The organism is Natrialbaceae archaeon AArc-T1-2, assembly GCF_030273315.1.
In the GTDB taxonomy this organism is placed as follows: Archaea; Halobacteriota; Halobacteria; order Halobacteriales; family Natrialbaceae; genus Tc-Br11-E2g1.
In genome coordinates this window covers 1,083,518-1,104,027 of the sequence record NZ_CP127174.1, presented here as the reverse complement: position 1 = coordinate 1,104,027, position 20,510 = coordinate 1,083,518, and the positions used below count along the sequence as shown (strand labels likewise).

General features: G+C 60.1%; 19 protein-coding genes. 11 read left to right on the top strand and 8 right to left on the bottom strand.

The window, feature by feature from the left end:
* Positions 1 to 44 precede the first annotated feature (44 nt).
* From QQ977_RS05620 to QQ977_RS05600, 5 genes are all read right to left on the bottom strand, one after another.
* Complete coding sequence (locus QQ977_RS05620) at positions 45 to 989, bottom strand: hypothetical protein (protein WP_285928090.1); 945 nt, start codon at positions 987 to 989, stop codon at positions 45 to 47.
* A 3-nt stretch (positions 990 to 992) separates the two neighbouring features.
* Entirely contained in the window at positions 993 to 2,036 is a 1,044-nt protein-coding gene (locus QQ977_RS05615) for a sulfurtransferase (RefSeq protein WP_285928088.1), read from the bottom strand.
* Between the two features lie 63 nt (positions 2,037 to 2,099).
* Positions 2,100 to 3,122 carry a sulfurtransferase gene (locus tag QQ977_RS05610; RefSeq protein WP_285928086.1) on the bottom strand — a complete coding sequence of 341 codons (1,023 nt, stop codon included), beginning with the start codon at positions 3,120 to 3,122 and terminating at the stop codon, positions 2,100 to 2,102.
* A gap of 395 nt (positions 3,123 to 3,517) precedes the next feature.
* Complete coding sequence (locus tag QQ977_RS05605; protein WP_285928084.1) at positions 3,518 to 4,549, bottom strand: sulfurtransferase; 1,032 nt, start codon at positions 4,547 to 4,549, stop codon at positions 3,518 to 3,520.
* A gap of 284 nt (positions 4,550 to 4,833) precedes the next feature.
* Entirely contained in the window at positions 4,834 to 5,835 is a 1,002-nt protein-coding gene (locus tag QQ977_RS05600) for a sulfurtransferase (protein ID WP_285928082.1), read from the bottom strand.
* 541 nt (positions 5,836 to 6,376) lie between these two features.
* Here QQ977_RS05600 and QQ977_RS05595 point away from each other — a divergent pair.
* From QQ977_RS05595 to QQ977_RS05580, 4 genes are all read left to right on the top strand, one after another.
* Positions 6,377 to 7,585 carry a YeeE/YedE family protein gene (locus QQ977_RS05595; RefSeq protein ID WP_345783354.1) on the top strand — a complete coding sequence of 403 codons (1,209 nt, stop codon included), beginning with the start codon at positions 6,377 to 6,379 and terminating at the stop codon, positions 7,583 to 7,585.
* A 401-nt stretch (positions 7,586 to 7,986) separates the two neighbouring features.
* Positions 7,987 to 8,277, top strand: a complete 291-nt coding sequence (locus tag QQ977_RS05590) for a sulfurtransferase TusA family protein (RefSeq protein ID WP_285928081.1) — start codon at positions 7,987 to 7,989, stop codon at positions 8,275 to 8,277.
* Positions 8,278 to 8,342: 65 nt separating this feature from the next.
* Positions 8,343 to 9,512, top strand: coding sequence for an MBL fold metallo-hydrolase (locus QQ977_RS05585; RefSeq protein ID WP_285928079.1), 1,170 nt, complete (start codon positions 8,343 to 8,345; stop codon positions 9,510 to 9,512).
* A 789-nt stretch (positions 9,513 to 10,301) separates the two neighbouring features.
* Positions 10,302 to 12,008 (top strand): NAD(+)/NADH kinase, encoded by a 1,707-nt coding sequence (locus QQ977_RS05580; protein ID WP_285928076.1) that lies wholly within the window; start codon positions 10,302 to 10,304, stop codon positions 12,006 to 12,008.
* Here QQ977_RS05580 and QQ977_RS05575 read toward each other — a convergent pair whose 3' ends face one another.
* A complete protein-coding gene (locus tag QQ977_RS05575; RefSeq protein ID WP_285928753.1) occupies positions 12,009 to 12,740 on the bottom strand; it encodes a GNAT family N-acetyltransferase in 732 nt (243 codons plus the stop codon). It lies immediately after the preceding gene.
* A gap of 175 nt (positions 12,741 to 12,915) precedes the next feature.
* Between QQ977_RS05575 and QQ977_RS05570 the strand changes: the two genes are divergently transcribed.
* The 3 genes from QQ977_RS05570 (at position 12,916) to QQ977_RS05560 (ending at position 15,059) form a co-directional block, all read left to right on the top strand.
* The gene (locus tag QQ977_RS05570; RefSeq protein WP_285928074.1) at positions 12,916 to 13,353 is read left to right on the top strand and encodes a universal stress protein; all 438 of its coding nucleotides are present in this window, start codon (positions 12,916 to 12,918) and stop codon (positions 13,351 to 13,353) included.
* Between the two features lie 69 nt (positions 13,354 to 13,422).
* Positions 13,423 to 14,448, top strand: a complete 1,026-nt coding sequence (locus QQ977_RS05565; protein WP_285928751.1) for a zinc-binding dehydrogenase — start codon at positions 13,423 to 13,425, stop codon at positions 14,446 to 14,448.
* Between the two features lie 155 nt (positions 14,449 to 14,603).
* Positions 14,604 to 15,059, top strand: coding sequence for a CBS domain-containing protein (locus QQ977_RS05560; RefSeq protein WP_285928073.1), 456 nt, complete (start codon positions 14,604 to 14,606; stop codon positions 15,057 to 15,059).
* Between the two features lie 62 nt (positions 15,060 to 15,121).
* Here the strand turns inward: QQ977_RS05560 and QQ977_RS05555 are convergent, their stop codons facing one another.
* The gene (locus QQ977_RS05555) at positions 15,122 to 15,340 is read right to left on the bottom strand and encodes a hypothetical protein (protein WP_285928072.1); all 219 of its coding nucleotides are present in this window, start codon (positions 15,338 to 15,340) and stop codon (positions 15,122 to 15,124) included.
* Positions 15,341 to 15,583: 243 nt separating this feature from the next.
* Between QQ977_RS05555 and QQ977_RS05550 the strand changes: the two genes are divergently transcribed.
* Positions 15,584 to 16,552 carry a transcription initiation factor IIB gene (locus QQ977_RS05550; protein WP_285928070.1) on the top strand — a complete coding sequence of 323 codons (969 nt, stop codon included), beginning with the start codon at positions 15,584 to 15,586 and terminating at the stop codon, positions 16,550 to 16,552.
* A 372-nt stretch (positions 16,553 to 16,924) separates the two neighbouring features.
* Here QQ977_RS05550 and QQ977_RS05545 read toward each other — a convergent pair whose 3' ends face one another.
* Positions 16,925 to 17,695, bottom strand: coding sequence for an enoyl-CoA hydratase/isomerase family protein (locus QQ977_RS05545; RefSeq protein ID WP_285928069.1), 771 nt, complete (start codon positions 17,693 to 17,695; stop codon positions 16,925 to 16,927).
* A gap of 123 nt (positions 17,696 to 17,818) precedes the next feature.
* Here QQ977_RS05545 and QQ977_RS05540 point away from each other — a divergent pair, with 123 nt between their 5' ends.
* From QQ977_RS05540 to QQ977_RS05530, 3 genes are all read left to right on the top strand, one after another.
* Positions 17,819 to 17,995: a DUF7331 family protein gene (locus QQ977_RS05540; protein WP_285928067.1), complete on the top strand. Its 177-nt coding sequence runs from the start codon at positions 17,819 to 17,821 to the stop codon at positions 17,993 to 17,995.
* Positions 17,996 to 18,203: 208 nt separating this feature from the next.
* Positions 18,204 to 18,536, top strand: a complete 333-nt coding sequence (locus QQ977_RS05535; RefSeq protein WP_285928065.1) for a hypothetical protein — start codon at positions 18,204 to 18,206, stop codon at positions 18,534 to 18,536.
* A 118-nt stretch (positions 18,537 to 18,654) separates the two neighbouring features.
* Positions 18,655 to 20,478, top strand: coding sequence for an acetyl-CoA carboxylase biotin carboxylase subunit (locus QQ977_RS05530; RefSeq protein ID WP_285928064.1), 1,824 nt, complete (start codon positions 18,655 to 18,657; stop codon positions 20,476 to 20,478).
* Positions 20,479 to 20,510 lie beyond the last annotated feature (32 nt).

Below are 20,510 nucleotides of genomic sequence, written 5' to 3'. Positions count from 1 at the left end.
CAACGTGACGAAACACGCCCAACGTCAACGTAGCGATGGGACGGTCAGATCACGGCGACGCCGAGTGGGTTCGCTTCCGTTTCGGCCGTCCAATCGACAGTTCGTCGCTCGGCGTCGATCATCGTGATCGAATCGTCGTAATAGTGAGAGACGAGGATTCGTGACGTACCCACGCTCGTCAACGCGCGCACCGGATACGGAAGTTCGAGAACAGTCCCCGACAGCGTCTGTATCGTTTGGTCGTCACGATGACCGATCCAGTGTGCACCGGCAACGGTCGTCGCGGCGATCGGCTCTCGTCCGACATCGTGTTCTGTGATCCGCTCGAGATCGCGGTCGAGTTCGTGGACGACCCCTCGCGTCTCCTCGAGGACGAACACCCGATCGTCGGTCACGTCGATACCGGTTAGTTCGGCGTCGAGATCGGCGGTTGCGAGGAGATCGGTCCGAGTGAGCGATGCCACCCGTCCGTTGGCTTCGTCGATCGCGTACACGCATTCGCCGTCCGGGGCTGCCTCGACGTCTTCGACGTAGGCGTCCGGACCGACGGGTATCGATCGCTCCGTCGTTATCTCGTTCGGGTCGATCACCGAGACGGTTCCGTCTCGTCGGCTGCCGGCGAACACGCGGCCGTCGGCGACCGCGAGTTCGTGCGGTTCGCGGCCGACTGAAGTGCGTCCAATCCGCTCGAGGGCGGTCGGATCGATCGCGGCGACGACGTCGCCGCCGGTACACGCAACGAACAGCGTTCCCGCGGCGGTAACGAAGTGAGACGGCCCGAGCACTCCCGTCGGGATCGTCGAGACGGCCCCGTCGGTGTCGACGACCGTCACCGTCCGCTCGTCCATCGTCGCGACGAACACGTTGTCCTCCGCGACCGTCAGATGAACTGGATGGCCGCCGGTCGGAACCGTTCCGATCTGCTCGCCGGTGTCGAACGAGTTGAGAGAAAGCCGATTAGCACCTTGACAACAGGTAGCGATCAGCATCGATCAGCATGAGAACGCGTCGGTGTCGGCACCGTCTTCGCCGGCTTCGATCTCGAGAACGGCCCGTGCCTGCGTCTCGAGCGGGTAGTCGTCTCCGGGGAGGTTGCCCCACTCGTTCCAGCCGCCCTCGTAGATCCGAACGTCCTCGAAGCCGAGCGATCGCAGCGTAAACCACGTGTTAGACGCGAACTCTCCGGACACACAGTAGACGACGACAGTACGACCCGGGGAGAGACCCGCGTCCTCGAAGTACAGGGTGTTGATATCGTCCGGCTCGTGTAAGGCTCCGCCGGAGGCGTTCGAGTCCCAGTAGATGTTTATCGCACCGGGGAGGTGACCGTGACGGTCGAACCGGTCGTCGTTATCGAGTCCGAGATACGCGTCCTCGTCCCGGACGTCGATGAGGTCGATCTCGGCTTCCTCCTCGGCGAGGTCGTCCAGGTGATCCTCCAGCCAGGTACGGGTGACGAAGAGGTCGGTGTTCGGATCCGGGTCGTACGACGACGGCTCCGGGTCGTGTGGCCCTGCCTGGGAGTACCCGTGCCACGAGTCGATGCCACCGTCGAGCACGTACACCTCGCCGTCGTGTCCAGCGACGTGCAGCGCATACGCCGTCCGCGTGACCCGTTCGTCGACGCCATCTCCGTACACGACAACGTCGTCGTTCTGATCGACCCCAGCGTCTGAAAGCGCGGTCGTGATCTCCGCGACGTCCGGTTCGATCCCATCGCTTTCTTCCTGTTGGGCGCTGACGCTCTCGAGCTCGACCCGGCTCGCGCCCCGAACCCGTTGGGCCTGGAACGCGCTCTGGTCTCTGGTGTCGAGCGGTTTGACGTCGCTCAAGTTGTCCTCGAGCCACGCGCTGTCGACGACGTGCGATAGCTGTTCGGCCGCCGGCGTGGACGCGAGGTCGATCGGCGTCGAGATACAGCCTGCGGTTACAGCCGTCGCCGTCGCTCCCGTCGCCATCAACAGTGCACGCCGTGTGGTGTCGTTGTCGTCGCTCGGTGCGTCAGAGCCCGAGTTCGCCATGTTATCTTCTGTCATCGTTTGCAGTCCTAGGTAATGGTTCTCTAGCAGGCATAAAAATGTTGTCCTCGACGACGATGCCTACGTCGCGTTATCGAAGTGCTCGACGATGTTCTCGGCTTCCTGGGAGTAGGGGTACTCGCCGTCCGGCAAGTTCCCCCAGTCCCGCCAGCTGCCTTCGTACATCTTCATGTCGTCCCAGCCGAGCGTGGTCAGCATGAACATCCCCGGCGAGGACCGAATGCCGGAGACGCAGTACGACACCGTCAACTCGCTCGGATCGAGTCCGGCCGCGTCGATGTACAACTCCTCGAGTTCCTCCTGTGACCGGAGCCGCTCGTAGGCGTTGTCGCCCGATCCGATCCCGTTCTGGGGGTGGTTGATGTTCGTCGCACCGGGGATGTGACCGAATCGTTCGAACTCGAACGTGTGGTGATAGCCGGGATCGACGTTGCCGAGGAACTCGTCTCGGCCTCGCGCGTCGATGAGCGGGATCTCCGAACCGTCTTCGTCGATACGCTCGTTGAGCCACTCGTGAGTGACGATCAGGTCGCCGATTTCGACGTCGTCCGCATCGTACGAGCCACCTTCGTGGTCTTTGTCTCCCGACTCGGTCGGCAGGTCGGCTTCGTCCCACACCGAGTAGCCGCCGTCGAGGATGTAGGTGTTCCCTTCGTGACCGGCCGCCCAGAACATCACCGACGCGCGCATCACCTCGTGGTCGGGAGAGGTCCCGTAAAACACGATGTCGTCGTTTCTGCCGATTCCAGCACGCTCTGCGCCTTCTGCGACCGCCTCTACGTCCGGAAGGTATCCATCGTCCGTTTCGACGGCCGCCCGGGCCCAGTTCATGTCCTCTGCGCCGTCGTCACCGAAGAAGTGCGCACCTTCGATGCGCGAGTTCGTGAAGTCTGCTTTGGTCCTCACGTCGAGCGGCTGGACGTTGTCCAGGTTGTCCTCGAGCCACTGCACGTCGACGACGGTGTCGAGGTCGGCTGCAGCAGGTGTCGAGTAGTGTTCCGGCTCGCCGTCGTCTCCGAGACAGCCTGCCGAGGCCGTCACCGCCGCTGCTCCCGATGCTACCAAAAACGTTCGCCGTTTCATACGGTTTTCTGCCATGGTTTTTTCGTTGGTATCGTGTTCGCGGTGGCACTCGTGTCACAACCCTTCGGCTTCGTGGCCCGACGAACTCATCCCGAGTACCCAGTATGCCTGTTATTCTCTAACGATTCATCCAGATTGTTCTGGCTAGAGACACTAAAGCCTTTCGGACAAATCTGTATTATACAGGTGTATATATAAGCGCAAAGCCGTGTCTTTCGACAGTGTAAACGGAATACGTTACGGATCAGGACGGTGGGAAAACGATACCGGACGGTGGATAGCCGTGGTACGCGAGCGAGTCGATCACGGTTCTCGTTCCGCGTCCGGCGGGCGGTCCGTGACCGCCATCCCGTCTCAGAACAGTTCTCGAATCGCGATCGAGACTCGTTCTCTCGCTACGCGTTATCGAAGTGCTCGACGATGTTCTCCGCTTCCTGGGAGTAGGGGTGCTCGTCTTCCGGCAAGTTCCCCCAGTCCCGCCAGCTGCCTTCGTACATCCGGATGTCGTCCCAGCCAAGCTGGTCAAGCATGAACAGCCCTGGCGCAGCACGAATGCCGGAGACGCAGTACGACACCGTCAACTCGTCCGGATCGAGTCCGGCCGCGTCGAGGTACAGCTCCTCGAGTTCCTCCTGTGACCGGAGGCGCTCGTAGGCGTTGTCGCCCGATCCGATCCCGTTCTGTGGGTGGTTGATGTTCGTCGCACCGGGGATGTGGCCGAAGCGCTCGAACTCGAACGTGTGGTGATATCCCGGTTCGACGTTGCCGAGGAACTCGTCTCGACCCCGCGCGTCGACGAGTTGGATCTCTGCCCCGTCTTCGTTGACGCGCTCGCTGAGCCACTCGTGAGTAACGATCAGGTCCTCGGGGACCCCGTCCGCATCGTACGAGCCGTCCTCGTGGTCTGCATCTCCCGACTCGGTCGGCAGGTCGGCTTCGTTCCACACCGAGTAGCCGCCGTCGAGGATGTAGAGGTCCCCTTCGTGACCGGCCGACCAGAACATCACCGACGCGCGCATCACCTCGTGGTCAGGGGAGGTCCCGTAAAACACGATGTCGTCGCTTCTGCCGATTCCGGCGCGTGCTGCCCCTTCTTCGACTGCCTCCATATCCGGGAGATACCCCTCGTCCGTTTCGGCGGCCGCTCGGGCCCAGTTCATGTCCTCCGCGCCGTCGTCGCCGAAGAAGTGCGCGCCCTCGATGCGCGAGTTCGTAAAGTCGGCTTTGGATCTCACGTCGAGTGGCTGGACATTGTCGAGGTTGTCCTCGAGCCACTGCACGTCGACGACGCGGTCGAGGTCGTCCGCGGCGGGCGTCGAGTAGTGCTCCGGCTCGCCGTCGTCGCCGAGACAGCCTGCCGAGGCCGTCACTGCCGCTGCTCCCGATGCTATCAAAAACGTCCGTCGTTTCATGCTATTTTCTGTCATAGTTTCGTTTACGGTTGTTGGGTTCGTAACAAGTACTCGTGTTCGCTGACCTGCGGTCTCTGTGACCCGACAGACCCGCCCAGAGTACCACCATATGCATGCTATTCTCTACCGATGCGTTCAGCCCATTTCAGGTAGAGGAACTAAAATCATTCGAAAGTACCTATATTATACAGGCATATATATTATAGATAACCTCGCGTTTTTCCGAGCTGTAAGAATTGTGTACCACGAGCGCGCCTCGTGGGGCGTCCACCGATATTAAAAATACAGTGTTTGGTATGTTATATGAACGGGTCAATCACCGTCCCCGTTCCCTCACCAGTCGTGTAGTAGTAGCCGTCGTCGTCAGAGAGGGTCCCCCAGTCGAGCCAGCTTCCCTCGTAGTTTCTGACCTCGTCCCAGCCAAGTTGTTTCATGACGAACCAGCCGACGGAAGCGCGGACGGCAGAGACACAGTACGAAATCGTCTCCTCGTCGGGATCGAGCCCAGCTTCGTCGAACCACAGCTCCTCGAGTTCCTCCGGCGATCGGAGCCGTCGGGCGTCTTCGATCATGTTCTGTGGGAAGGTGATGTTTATCGCGCCCGTAACGTGGCCGTGTCGATCGAACCGATCGTCGTCGGTGTCCTGACCGAAGTACTCCTCGGGGTCGCGGTTGTCGACGATCGGGATATCCGCGCCGTCTTCGTTGACGTGATCGGCGACGTACTCGCGGGTTGCGATAACGTCCATATCCAGTTCCGGTTCGTAGGATCCATCTCCGTCGTCGGGCACGCCCGAGTCGGTTTCGCCGCCGGCTTCGTCCCAGACCGGAAAGCCACCGTCGAGCAGGGACACGTTCCCGTCGTGGCCGATCGCATGGAGTGTGTATATCCCGTACGTTTCCCAGAGGTTTGAGCTTTCTCCGTAGACGACGACGTCGTCGTCCCTGCTGATTCCGGCATCCTCGAGGATCCCCGCGATGACTTCGGGCGACGCCTCGTATCCGTCGTCGGTCTCTTCGTAGTGGTCGCGCATCATCTCGTAATCCGGCAACCGGTGGGCACCCTCGATGTGAGACACCGTGAAATCACCCTCCTCTCTAATATCGAGGAGCGCAACGTCGTCGAGGTTGTCCTCGAGCCACTGGACGTCGACGACGTCGTCGAACTCAGTCGCCGCCGGCGTCGTGTAAAGTTCGGGTTCGTCATCGTCGCCGTTGCCGAGACAACCCGCTGAAGCCGTAACTGTTGCTGCAGTCGTTGCCACCAGAAACGTCCGTCGTTTCATGCGTTTTCCTGTCATGGTATCGTCGGTAGTCGGTGCGTGCCCGTTTTACCAGCCGTCGTCCCCCACAACCCAACCCATCCGAGAGCACACAGCGTATGTGATTATCTAGCTCTACCGCTTTGCACGTGGACCTACCGAGCAAGTGGATAAAAGCGTTTCTAAGGAATATTAACAGGTGGAACAGTACATAGTATATAAACACCTAATATATTGAGGAGAAGTGCGATTGGTACCGGCACACAACAGTATGCGATACGACGTCGACGACCTCGCACTGCCGGAGCAAGCACTCGCATACGAGACGCTCGAGGGGCCCCACCCTGTGACCGCTTCGACTGGTGGCATTTTGCTGCAGTTATTGCGAACTTCGAGTGCGGATAACAACCGTAGGGGAGTTATGGATTGAAATTATTTCCTCATTTGCCGTTTATTTTACGAGACGTGGGAATATTGCTCGTTATGTGCGTTACGTCCTACCCGTGAATCGCACGGGACGACGCTTGAAACTACCGGCGTACCCAAACAATTATAACCAACCAGTGTGAACAGTGTTCGCATGCCAGTCGGTAGCGCAACAGGCTACATAGCAGTATCGATCATGACCGGATTCCTGTTTGGAGTGTTCCTCCAGAAGGGGAGGTTCTGCTTCGTGAGCGGAATCCGTGACTTCGTCGCATTCAAAGATACACGCGTCCTCAAAGGCGTTCTCGTCGGCCTCGGCATACTGTTGATCTTCTGGAGCACAGCAGCCGCGGCCGGCTACTTCCGTGGATGGTGGATCCCGCCGTGGGGACTGACGTCGCTCATCGGCGGACTCATCTTCGGGTTCGGGATGACGATCGCGGGCGGCTGTGCAACCGGCGTGTTGTACCGCTGCGGACAGGGGTACATGCAGTTCTGGTTAACGCTCGTGTTCATGGGCATCGGATACATCGCGATCGCGCTGGCGTTCCCGACGCTTCAGGGAACCTTCTTCGAGCCACTTCGGTTCGGCGAGGGAACGTCGCTGTACCTCACCGCTCCCTGGTCCCCTGCCGTTACCGGCGTGACAGTCGCGTTCGCGATACTTATCCTGTACAGCATACTCATCGGGCGAAAGTCACTCCCCGAAAAACCGGGCCAAGGCATCCAAGACAGCGACGTCGCCCAGCTGAACATCGCAACGCTACGGCGACCGATCGATGCGGTCGTGATCGGGCTCCAGCAGATCGTGAGCGGAACCCAGGCGTACTTCAAAGGATTCATTGACGGCGACAGATCGATCAAAAAGCAGCTCCAGGATCCGTGGGACGCCCGCACGGCGGGAGCCGGACTCGCACTGACGGCGGTCGTCTGGTTCGTGGTGTTCGACGCGTTCACCGTCACCGGGAGCGAGGTCAGGTGGACTGGCTGGGTGCTGCAACAGGCCGGTGTCGACGCCGAAGGGATCGAGTACTTCGGCGCGGTCATGTTCGCCGGTGAAGGAATCACGATCACGGTCGACATGCTCATGATCCTGTTCCTCATCGTCGGCTCGTTCACCGCCGCGTTCCTTTCCGGCGACTTCCGGATTCGATGGCCCAAGCTCAACCGGATCCACAACCCCATCATCGGCGGACTCCTGATGGGTGTCGGTGCCCGCCTCGCACCCGGCTGTAACATGGCGAACCTGTTCAGCGGCCTCGCGCTCCTTTCGGCTCACTCGATCATCGCCGGCACGGGAATGGTCATCGGCACCTACGTCATGACGCGCTGGATGTACCGTGACGTGGGCTGTGCCTACTGACGACGCGACCGACGAGCCGTCGTTTGCGGCGTAGATTCACCGCGGCTGCCGTGAACGGACGGGTCACCTTTTTGTAGCGCTTCTCCTGCCGACTTCGCCAGTAGACCGATGGCACAACGTCTACCCGTCTGTAACATCGTCCAGGTGGCCCACCGTCTTTCGACCAACCGTGTCAGAACGAGCACGGCAGGCGCCCACCGCTTGTACGCCGGAGCCAGACACCCAGGATGAAACCGAGTGCAGGCGATGATCTCAACTCACCCAATACATGCGAGACACGATCATCACCGACCATTCAGCCGGCGACAGAGTAAGCGATCGAAATTGGCCTTCCCCCACCCTAAATATTGAAACGAATACAAAAAGTATATATACCATAGGAAGGTATGTGATGATGTACCATGTCGATGGAAGATTTCGTGGACATGCCCGACGAGGTTGATGATGAGACCGCCGAAGAACTCCTGGACCAAGCAGACGAGGTACAGGATGCAGTCGGGGAGGTTTGCCCACACCCACAGGTCGAAGCGAAACGAGCACTCCAGAGTATGGACGAGGGAGAACTCCTCGTTCAGGAAACGGATCACGTGCCGTCGACCGAGAACGTCCCGGACGCAGTCGGAGAGCTGGCCCAAGGGAAAGTCTGGAAAAGCGGCGACGGCTTTTACCGGATTTTCCTGAGGCGGCAGTAAACGTAGGCGTCCACCCTCGAAGAGAACCGTATTTCAACAACAGAGCGACACAGCAGATAATACACATGGTTGAAAATATCACACCGGAAGAAGTTCAGGACAGAATCGATAACGACGACCCACTCCAGATCGTGGACGTTCGAAACGAAGGCGACTTCGCGTCGAGTCAGATTCCGACCGCGGAGAACATCCCGCTGCACGACCTCGAGGACGAAATCGACGAGGTCGACTGGGAGGACGAGATTGCAGTCGTCTGTGCCGTCGGGAAGTCGTCCCAGCAGGCAGCGAAGATGCTCGAGGCGAGCGACGAGACCGGCGACGCGACCATCGCGAACGTCGAAGACGGAATGGAAGGCTGGAACCACCGCGCGTGGGCACAGGCCGAGATCCAAACCGACAACGACGACCTCGAGCTCATTCAGCTACAGCGACGGGCGACGGGCTGTCTGGCCTACATGGTCGGATCGAAATCCGCGGGTGAGGCGGCCGTCATCGACGCGACCCGCCACCCCGACATGTACCAGGAGGTCGCCGAGGAAGCAGGCTACGAGATCACGAGCGTGTTCGACACGCACATCCACGCCGACCACCTCACCGGCGGACGGATTCTGGCAGAGGAAGTCGACGCGACGTACTACGCCAGCAAGTTCGTCGAAACCCGCGACCCCGAGTTCGAGTACACGCCGCTCGACCGGAACGAAGTCATCCAGGTCGGTGACATCGACATCAAGTCGGTCTATACGCCGGGGCACACGACCGACATGTCGAGCTACCTGGTCGAAGACGAAGCGCTCATGACCGGCGACACGATCTTCGTCGAGTCGATCGGTCGAACGGAGCTGCAGTTCACGGGCGACGGCGCGAAAGACGGCGCACGAACGATGTACGAGACGCTTCACGGCACCGTGATGTCAATGCCGGACTCGATCAAGATTCTGCCGGCACACTTCTCCGTCCGACCCGACGGAACGGCGATCGACGTCACGCCCGGCGAGCCGATCCAGGCGACTGTCGGCTACCTGCGCAAGCACAACAACGTGTTGCAGCTGCCCGAAGAGGAGTTCGTCGAGCACATGTTCGACAACCTTCCGTCGAAGCCGCCGAACTACGAACAGATCATCGAAACCAACCTCGGTCACCGCGAACCGGAGGACGAAGACGAGGCACGACAGCTCGAGATGGGTCCAAACAGCTGTGCAGCCTCCGAAGAGAGTATGGTTTCCGACGACGACTGACGACGGCTTTCGTCCGTCACAGCGCCTGTTGGGCCAGATAAGCCCGTGCAGGCGAGCGTAACAGAAGCCAGCAACTTCCTTTCCGGCGGCGAGTCCCTGAGGCTCCTCAATCGAATAGCGAACGTCCTCACCGGCAGCATCAGCGGCGCGGGCCACCCGGCCGAGACGATCGGTTTGTGACTGGTAGACCACCGTGAGCTATACGTACTGACGAGCCGGTCGACCGATGTTGGTTATCGCCCGCTTTCTCTATAACAACTTATTCACAATTGTTGCAAATATATAGAAGCACATTCGAGAGGTGTCATACATCAGTGATAGCGTGGTGAACAACTCAGTCAAAGCGATGGCCATTCAGGTAGTAAAAGTCCATAGTTAAATACATGTAGAGACTGATCTCGTCGAGATAAACAATATACGACAACTATATATCCACTAGCATTCATTTGTAGGATCCCCGGTTCGAGTCTTGTTATTATGATTCGGTATTGGGTCGAAGAGGGCGTTTGCTTCGCCTACCAGTGTATTTTATTATATCCTACGAACATGGCCGAGAACATATGTTCTATGATGTGTTCGGACTATTCGAGTCGGTCCAGTTTGATCATCATATAAATAAACATATATCATGTTTATTCGCGCTCGATATCGGAGAACGGACGGCCCAGTCGTCGCTCCCGAGTCGGTTCCTCGTTTGCAGTATTGCCATGGACAGAGGGGGTAAATATCATGAGAGATCGCAACACAGAGTATAAGTGCGTGAGACGCAATTGAACCGAGCGAGGCTATATGCACGGACGGAGACTCGCAACGACGGACGAGATCATCGCTATCGTCAGCCCCGGTAGCGACGACGAGTTACAGCGATTGGAATCGTGGGCAGAGAAACAGGGGATCAACGTATCTCCCGTCGAGCTCGGTGAGAACATCGACGACGTGTACGACGAGACCCGAGCGACGCTCGGTGTCACCTTCGGCGGGGACGGAACGTTTCTCGAGGGAATCAAGACGTTTGCTCCCCGGAACGTTCCGTTGCTCGGTGTGAACACGGGGACGCTCGCGTTTCTCGCTCGAGTCGAACCGGACGACCTCGAGGCTGCACTGGAGGAAACGCTCCAAGGGCGGGCAACGGTCGACAGCCGCCAACAGGTTCAAGCGACGGCGCCGGGTGTGGATGCGACCGGAATCAACGACGTGATGGTTCGTCACGTCCCACCGGAGAACCCCGTCGATCGGAAGGTCACCAGGCTCGACGTTTATGCCGACGACGAGTACGTCGGTCAGTTCGAAGGGTCGGGTATCGCAGTATCGACGCCGACGGGATCGACTGGGGTCGCGCTGTCGGCCGACGGTCCGATCCATTACCCGGTGAACAACCACTCACTACAGCTCGTTCCGCTTCACACCCATCAGATGGGCGTCCGACCCGTCGTCGTGCCGCCGTCGACGGAGCTTCGGATCGTTACGAGAGGACAGGCGAGCCTTCAGGTCGACGGCGGACGCGCACACACGATTCTCTCCGAAGACGAAGAAATTCTCGTTACTGGTGCAGAACAGCCCGCACACGTCGTGCGAACGAGCTACGACGACGAGTACTTCCCCGCGATCGCCGACAAACTCGGCTGGGGAATCCGCGACGCCGACGACGATGGGCCAGTCGAGCTGACATCGGCACGCACCGACGAGTCGAAAGCGGACTTCCTCGGGCAAGCGATGACGATCGCGAAAGAAGCTGCCACGAGCGCCGGTGAGCCGCTTCGGGAGCTGCACGGACAGGTCGAATCGGTCACGTACAAGACCGACAAGTCCGACATCGTCACCGAAGCCGACCACCAGGCAGACCGGATCATTACGACCGTCATCGGAAACGAGTTCCCCGATCACGGCATCTTCTCAGAAGAGAGCGCTCGGCAGGAAAGCGAGGGGCCGTACACCTGGCTGATCGATCCGCTCGACGGAACGGGAAACTTCGCACACGGCAACCCGAACTATTCGGTGTCTATCGCGCTGATCAAAGAGGGAGAACCAATCATGGGAGTCGTCTACGAGCCGGAAACGGACAAACTGTTCAGCGCGATGGCTGGCGGTGACGCCTACGTCGACGACACGAAGATCGTTACGACCAATCGCGACAGCCTCGACGAAAGTATGTTACTCTCGGGCTACGACCCGGACGGATCGTTCCTCTCGCACTTCTATCAGAACTCCCGTGGCGTTCGCCGGATCGGATCGGCCGCACTCAACCTCTGCTATCTCGCGAGCGGAAGCGCAGACGCGGTGTGGGAGTACGACACGTACCCGTGGGACGTCGCCGCCGGTATCGTCATCGCGCGTGCAGCCGGTGCGACGATCACCGATGGGGCCGACGAGCCGTACGAGCTCGATCTCGACATCCAGGACAAAGAGCGAAAGGAGCTTCTGGGCTCGAACGGACCACTTCACGAAGAGCTGACCGATACGCTCGAGGGACGCGTCGTCGACCTTCCAGAACAGTAATCAGAGTTCGTACGCCATCATCACTTCGTCGAGATACTCGTCTCCGAGTTTGTAGTGATTGTCGCGTATGGCTTCGGTCGTCCAGCCGTGATGTTCGAGGAACTCGATCGCATCTCCGTTGCTCGATGGAACGCTGTTGTAGACCTTCTCGTATCCGTTCGTGCGAGCCCACTCGAGACCACGTGACAGCAACTGCGAGCCGATTCCGTGACTGCGATACTCCGCTAAGACGCCGACGGTGAGTTCCGCGATATGATCCAGCTTGTCGAGGTCGGGCGCGTGGACGTGAACCCATCCGGTCACCTCGTCGCCAACCGTCGCGACGAAGAACATCCGCGACTCGAGTTCGTTGTTCCGAAGCACGACGTCCTGATAGTCGATCTCGTCGGCGACGGTCTCTGCAACGATGTAGTCTTTCCGTTCGGTCACTTGCCGGATGGCACCGACGATCCCAGAGAGATCTTCTTGGCGAGCCGGCCGAATACAAAACTCGACATCGTCGGTGGCATAGACGTTTTCCGTGCCGGCGTCGATCGTCACGCGTAACGTATCGCCGCTGGTCTCGATGCGTCCATCGCGTCGGAGGATTGCGACGTGGTGACAGAAGCCGCGCGGATCGATTCCGAGCCGGTTGCGTACCACGTCCTTGCTCGTTTCACCATGACGTTCGATGAATTCGTATATCCGCTTTCGGTCCGTGTGGTCGAACTCGAGGGGCCTGTGAACGGGCATCTCTACCATATTCGCGTCGCAAAGGTCCATACACTGTACCCTCGGGGCAAGTATTGCCTCGCCGACTGACGACCCGTGAACTCGGTCGCACGATCGGACGTGGGATCGTCGACCCACATCCGCAGATCGTCGTCACGGCCGAAAGCTGATATACCAGCGCTCCGTTTATGACAATATGCCATTACTGGTGCCATTCGACGGCTCGACGCTATCGGAAGCAGCACTCGAGCGTGCAGTCGAGTTCGGCGAGTGTCTCGACCGGAACGTCGTCGTTCTAGCGGTCGTTCCACAGGAGAAACGCTACCTCGAGGACCGATGGGGTGAGACGGATCCAGAGACCGTCATCGAGCGGCTCCAGGCCCGCGCCCACGACCTCGTACCGGAGGCGACGTTCCGGGTCGAACGGCCAAGCGATCCCGAGGACGAACCGTTCGCCGACGCCACGATGAATGTGGTGCGTGCGATCCGAGAAGTCGCAAACGACATCGACGCCGACGTCATCTTTGTCGGCAGCGAGAACGCCGGTCGCGTCTCGACGCCCGTCACGAGCGTCGGCGCGCCGGTTTCGGAGGATCCGCGATACGACGTTCACATCGTTCGCCACGCGGAGTGATACGTACGCGACGGGGTAGTTTCTGTTCGAAACGGTATCGTTTTGTACGATATGTCCGATGAACGTATCATGCAAGCAGTCCAGATTACGGAGCACGGCGATACGGACGTCATCGAGTACGGCGAGTACCCCGACCCGGAAGTCGGTCGGGACGAGGTGCTAGTCGACGTGAAAGCAGCGGCGTTAAACCACCTCGACGTCTGGACCCGACGCGGACTTCCGACACTCGATCTCGAGATGCCACACATCCCGGGAAGCGACGGCGCAGGCGTCGTCGCCGAGACCGGACCGGACGTCACCCGTTTCGAGGAAGGCGACCGGGTCGCCGTTTCTGCCGGTATCGGCGATCTCCGGATGGACGATCCGACGCTCGATCCGGGCTATCACCTCATCGGCGAACACATCACGGGTGTCCACTCGGAGTACGCGGCGATTCCCGAGGACAACCTGGTTCCCGTCCCGGAAGACGTCGACTGGGAGGTCGCGGGCTCGAGCTGTCTGGTGTTTCAGACGGCGTGGCGGATGCTGATCGACCGAGCCGACCTCGAAGCTGGCGAGGACGTCCTCGTGCTCGGTGCCAGCGGCGGGGTGGGTCACGCCGCCTTGCAGATCGCCGACTACGCGGGCGCGGAGGTCTACGCCACCGGCAGCTCCGAAGAGAAACTACAGTACGCCGAAGACCACGGCGCGGACCACGTCTGTAACTACGAGGAGGAGAACTTCGCCGACTGGGTCCACTCGGAAACGGGCGGTCGCGGCGTCGACGTCGTCGTCGAACACGTCGGCGCACCCACCTGGCAGGACTCGATCAAGAGCCTCGCGAAGGGCGGCCGGCTCGTCACCTGCGGCGGCACCGGCGGTGGCAACCCCGAAACCGACATCCCCCGCATCTTCTGGAACCAACTCGAGATCATCGGCTCGACGATGGCCACCCCCGAACAGGTCGACGACGTGATGGACCTCGTCTGGGACGGCACCTTCGAACCCGCCATCCGTGACGTTCTCCCGATGAGCGAAACTGCCCGCGCACACGAGATGCTCGAAAACCGCGAAGGCTTCGGCAAGGTCGTCGTCCGCCCCGACAGCGAACTGTGATATCGCGTTCGGACATCGCTCCGAGTACGATTGTGCGATTCGGTCGGTGACACCGCCGGATCGCACCACGATTCCCTCAGCCGAACTATCTAATAAAAGTAAATATTTTGAGGCGAACCGAAACGGTTGTATGTCTACCCTTTGAGTAGACGGATATGACCGTCATGGACATTGCACGGGAATCGGTCGTCAGTCTTCCGACTACGACGTCGGTCAGCGACGTCGCTCGAACGATGCAAGATCAGTCCGTCACAACCGTCATCATCGTCGAGGAAGACAAACCGATCGGCATCGTGTCCGATCGTGACCTGGCGTTTATCATGCTCAGCGGTGAGGTCGATCCGGAGACGACTACCGTAGAGGAAGCAGTCGATCTGAACGGCGGCTTGGTGACGATGCCGAGTGACGCGGGTATCTACGATCTCGTCGAGCGAATGTCGGAAACGGGAACGCGTCGCGTCCCGATTACCGAAGACGGCGACCTGGTCGGAATCGTGTCGTTAAGCGACGTGATTGTACTGCTCGGGATGGAGCTCCAACACGTCGCAAATACGCTTCGAACCGTTGCACCGGCCTACGAGAAACCCGCTACGGAGCTATACGACCACTGAGAACGGATCGACTACCAGTTACCAAACTCTACCCGGTCCGATATCGCCCGTCGTCGGTGGCGTCAAACGAGAGTAACGCGATAGTAGTCAGTGTAAACGATCACTTCACCATCGGTCAAATCGGCTTCGTCGGTACCAACAGCGCCCGATTCGACCGCCTCGTAGAATACCTCTTTGGTCCGTTCGTCGAGCTGATCTACGTGCCGTATCTGTGAGGGAGAACCGACAGCGTCGATTTCCTGCAAAACGACTGTCTCACTCGTGGTACCTTTCGCTTGCATGCCGTGAGAGAACAAACATCACGAGATGGTTTAACGTTTTCGTCGCTCGGTTCGAGCGGAAATAACGGGGTCGCGTGACTCCCTCGATCACAGTGCCGAGTGCGGTATGACTCGACACCATCACAATATTTAACACAGTGGTGTGGTAACTACGAACTTGACGGAGCACTCGACGCGACGAGACGAGCCAACCGCGAGACGACGACCGGGTTTCCCAACCTGACTCGATACGTACTACTCACAATGACAGAATCCAGTATTCGACGCCGATCCGACCGGGAAGACGGTCACGACGTCGTCGACCGAGCAGACGGCCGATCGTCCTGTCCCGAATGCGAGGGACAGCTGATATCCGACGAGGAACACGCCGAAACGGTCTGTGCCGGATGTGGCCTCGTGGTTCACGTCGACGAGCTCGACCGTGGTCCCGAGTGGCGCGCGTCCGACGCGACCGAGAACGACAAAAAGAGCCGCGTCGGCTCGCCGACGACGAAGCTGTTACACGACGAAGGTCTCTCGACGAATATCAGCTGGCAGAACGTCGACGCACACGGAACGACGCTCTCGAGCGAGCGACGGCGGACGATGAAACGACTGCGGACCTGGAACAAGCGGTTTCGAACGCGGGGTTCGAAAGAGCGAAACCTCCAGCAAGCACTCGGCGAGATCAGTCGAATGGCGAGTGCACTCGGGCTGCCGAAGCCGACCCGGGAGATGGCGAGTGTCATCTATCGGCGCGCACTCGACGACGACCTCGTTCTCGGTAGATCGATCGAAGGCGTCGCGACGGCGTCGCTGTACGCTGCCGCCAGAAAAGCCGGTACGCCCCGAAGCCTCGACGAGGTCAGCGTCGTAAGCCGCGTCGAGAAAGACGAAATCGGACGTACGTATCGGTACCTATCACGCGACCTCTCGCTCAAGATAGAGCCCGCAGATCCGGAGAGCTACGTCCCTCGCTTCGTGAGCGAGCTCGAGCTTTCCGACGAGACACAGCGGCGTGCATGCCGTCTCCTGGAACGCACCAAATCAGACGGCGTCCAGTGTGGCAAATCCCCGGTGAGTCTCGCCGCATCGGCGGTGTACGCCGCGGCACAGTTGACCAACGAAGGTGTTACACAGTACGAGATCAGCGACGTTGCGAACGTGTCGGAGGTTACTATCCGTAACCGATACCACGAGTTACTCGAGGCCGAAGCGGACCATCTGCACTGACCGTCTTCCGGACCGTCGTGAACGGCTAAGCTCGCAATGAAACGTCGAATCCCTCGCCACGGACCGGGAAAGATTTAATATCCCCCGGGCCACGTCTACACATGGCAGCCACCGAGAAATACTACCTGTATTGTCGATCCCGACGAGTCGCGATCCCATGGCAACACGTGGCTGCTAGACTGGCCCTTCCTCGGACAGTCTTTAGCGAAGATATTTGAGTTTCGAGTCAGGTGAAATTACTGAACGCGTGAGGCGTACGTAAACGCTACCCTGCCCGAACGTTCGTTCGATATCTCGGGGTCGCACGGAACGTTTCCGGTCGCCGTACTGGGAGGCGACGAACACTCTCGGACCACTCGGTCTCGCGGCGAGTTACTCCGAACCGGTGTACTCGGGATCTCTGTCCTCGCCGAACGCAGCCGCACCCTCGTGTGCGTCCGGGCCGGCATAGAGGTACCCGAATCCACTTCGCATGGCGTCGTCCTCGCCGGGGAAGCGAAGGCTCGCGTTCAGCCAGGATTTGGTCACATCGATCGAACCGGGTGATCCCTCACGGATACCGTCGATAATCTCCTCGACCGTCTCACTCACCTCGTCTTCTGGGACTGCGCGGGCGAACACTCCCCAGTCTGCGGCCGTCTGCCCGGAAATCTCCCGGCCAGCGATCGACAGCTCCATCGCTCGTTGCTTGCCGATCAACACTGCGAGACGTTTAGTCGCGTAGAACGGATACGCGCCGATCTGCACCTCGGGGAGAGCGAACGTGGCGTCCTCGGGCACCACGGTCATATCACAGGACAGCAAGAGTTCGAACCCACCGCCGTATGCCGACCCGTTCGCCATCCCGATCACCGGGATCGGTGCACGTTCGATCGCTCGGAAACACTCGAAGGCCGTCTCGGTGAGTTCGCGGACGTCCCATTCGGAGTCGATCGCCTCGAGTGTACCGATGTCGTCGCCAGCACAGAACGCACGCCCCGTTCCGGTGAGAACGATCGCACGTGCGCCGTCCTGGCGTGCTTGCTGGATCGCGTCGGGAATCGCATCCCACATCGAAAGCGAGAGCGAGTTCAGTTTGTCGGGTCGGTTCAATCGAACGGTACTCACGTCTCCGTCGCACTCGTAGATGACGTGTTCTGTCATGACCGGGTAGAAATCGGTGAGCCGATCGTATAAAACCACCCGCCTGTCGAGCCCGTCGCAAATGAGTCGTCAGACGTAACACATATACTGTGATAGGTCCTATCATGCACAGAGGTAACTGATATGTCCGATTCCGTAGACGGGAGTGACTGGACCGGCGACGGCAGGCACGACGGTCCCAAAGCCGAGGGAACGATCGAATCCTACGAAAGCGAGGAGCGCATCGTGCTCTATGACTCGGAAAATCCCAGCGCGTGGATGGAAACGACACAGTCGATCCAGCTCGAAGAGTTCGTCTAGGTACCGATTCGACCCGGACCGACGAGCGACCGGTCTCGACGACTGCGCGAACGAGATGACTCGACTTGTGGTTTCGCATCTGTTTGCGCCTTCCGAAAAACTAAGGTGTGAGCCGGACGAGCTATTTGACAGGAATGATCAGGAAGGTTTCGGCAGCGAACGGACCAGTGACACGACCGACGCGAACACCGAAACAGTGACCCAACCGATGGCTTCCAAAGAACGCTCGGCTACCGGCGACGATTTACAGATCGCACTCGAACCAGACGACGACGCGGCCGGGGACGTTACGGTTACCGTTCCCCAGACCGCGACCGACACGGAGGCAGCCGCGATCGTCGCTGCCATCGGAGCCCACGTCTCCGACCTCGAGCGAGCAGCCGCCGTCGCTGCGGCCGAAGACGCGACCGAAGAGAAGTGGAACGGCAACCGATGGGCGTTTGCCGGCCGCGTGCCGGGGGAAAACGGCTGGAACGGTCGTGTACCGACGGAGGTCCCGACCGATCCCTGGACCGCTGCAGGCCGTATCGGTCAGTTCTGACGACGTCGTCTACCGATACAATAGCTCGGCATAGCCCTGTAGACAGTAGTGTGGCGAACGAAAGAATCGTCCCCATCCGAAAAAGTAAGGTAGAGTCCCTGCAACCGTTCTATCAGGAATGTTCAGGAAGGTTCTCGTCGCGAACCGTGGAGAGATCGCCGTCAGAGTGATGCGTGCGTGTGAAGAACTGAATATCGGCACCGTCGCGGTCTACTCGGAGGCCGACAAAGACGCTGGCCACGTCCGCTACGCCGACGAAGCCTACAACGTCGGTCCCGCCCGGGCAGCCGACTCGTATCTCGATCACGAGGCCGTCATCGGGGCCGCCAAAAAGGCCGACGCCGACGCCATCCACCCTGGCTACGGCTTCCTCGCCGAAAATGCCGAGTTCGCCCGCAAAGTCGAAGACACAGAGGGGATCACCTGGGTCGGTCCCGCCGGCGACGCGATGGAAGCCCTCGGCGAGAAAACGAAAGCTCGCACGATCATGGACGAGGCTGACGTCCCCATCGTTCCCGGCACCACCGACCCCGTCACCGACCCCGAGCAAGTCCGTGAGTTCGGCGAGAAACACGGCTACCCGATCGCCATCAAGGCCGAAGGTGGCGGTGGCGGTCGCGGCATGAAGGTCGTCTGGGACGAAAGTGAGGTCGAAGACCAACTCGAGAGCGCCAAACGCGAGGGCGAGGCCTACTTCGACAACGACTCGGTCTACTTAGAGCGCTACCTCGAACAGCCCCGCCACATCGAGGTCCAGATCGTCGCTGACGAACACGGCAACGTCCGTCACCTCGGCGAGCGTGACTGTTCGCTCCAGCGCCGCCACCAGAAGGTCATCGAAGAGGGTCCCTCGGCGGCGCTGACCGACGAACTCCGCGAGAAGATCGGCGAGGCCGCTCGCCGCGGCGTCGCCGCCGCCGACTACACCAACGCCGGCACCGTCGAGTTCCTCGTCGAGGAGGAACCCGGCCGTGACGGCCCACTCGGACCCGACGCTAACTTCTACTTCCTCGAGGTCAACACCCGTATCCAGGTCGAACACACCGTCACCGAGGAGATCACCGGCATCGACATCGTCAAACGCCAGCTCCAGATCGCCGCCGGCGAGGAGATCGACTTCGAGCAGGACGACGTCACGTTCGACGGCCACGCCATCGAGTTCCGCATCAACGCCGAAAACGCCGCCAACGACTTCGCCCCCGCCACCGGCGGCACCCTCGAAACGTACGATCCGCCGGGTGGCGTCGGCGTCCGCATGGACGACGCCCTGCGCCAGGGCGACGACCTCGTCACCGACTACGACTCGATGATCGCCAAACTCGTCGTCTGGGGCGAGGATCGCGACGAGTGCATTTCCCGCTCGCTGCGAGCCCTCCGTGAGTACGACATCGAGGGTATCCCAACCATCATCCCCTTCCACCGGCTGATGCTCACCGACGAAGAGTTCGTCGCCAGTACCCACACCACGAAGTATCTCGACGAGGAGATGGACCACAGCCGCATCGAGGAGGCCCAACAACAGTGGGGCGAGGACACCACGAGCGAGGAAGCCGACGACGAGGTCGTCGAACGCGAGTTCACCGTCGAAGTCAACGGCAAACGCTTCGAGGTCGAACTCGAGGAACGCGACGCACCCCCGATGCCCGCCGTCGACGGCGGCGACGCCACCGCCTCCCGACCCGACCACATCGGTGCCAGCGACGGCGACGACGTCGAGATCGAGGGCGACGGCGAAGTCGTCGACGCCGAAATGCAAGGCACCATCCTCTCGGTCGACGTCGACGAAGGCGAGGAGGTCGCCGCCGGCGACGTGCTCGTCGTCCTCGAGGCGATGAAGATGGAAAACGACATCGTCGCCTCCCGCGGCGGCGAGGTCTCACAGATCGCCGTCGCCGAAGGCGACAGCGTCGACATGGGGGACACCTTAGTCGTCCTCGAGTGAACGGCAGACTCCGTTCAGATCCAGAGCGACAC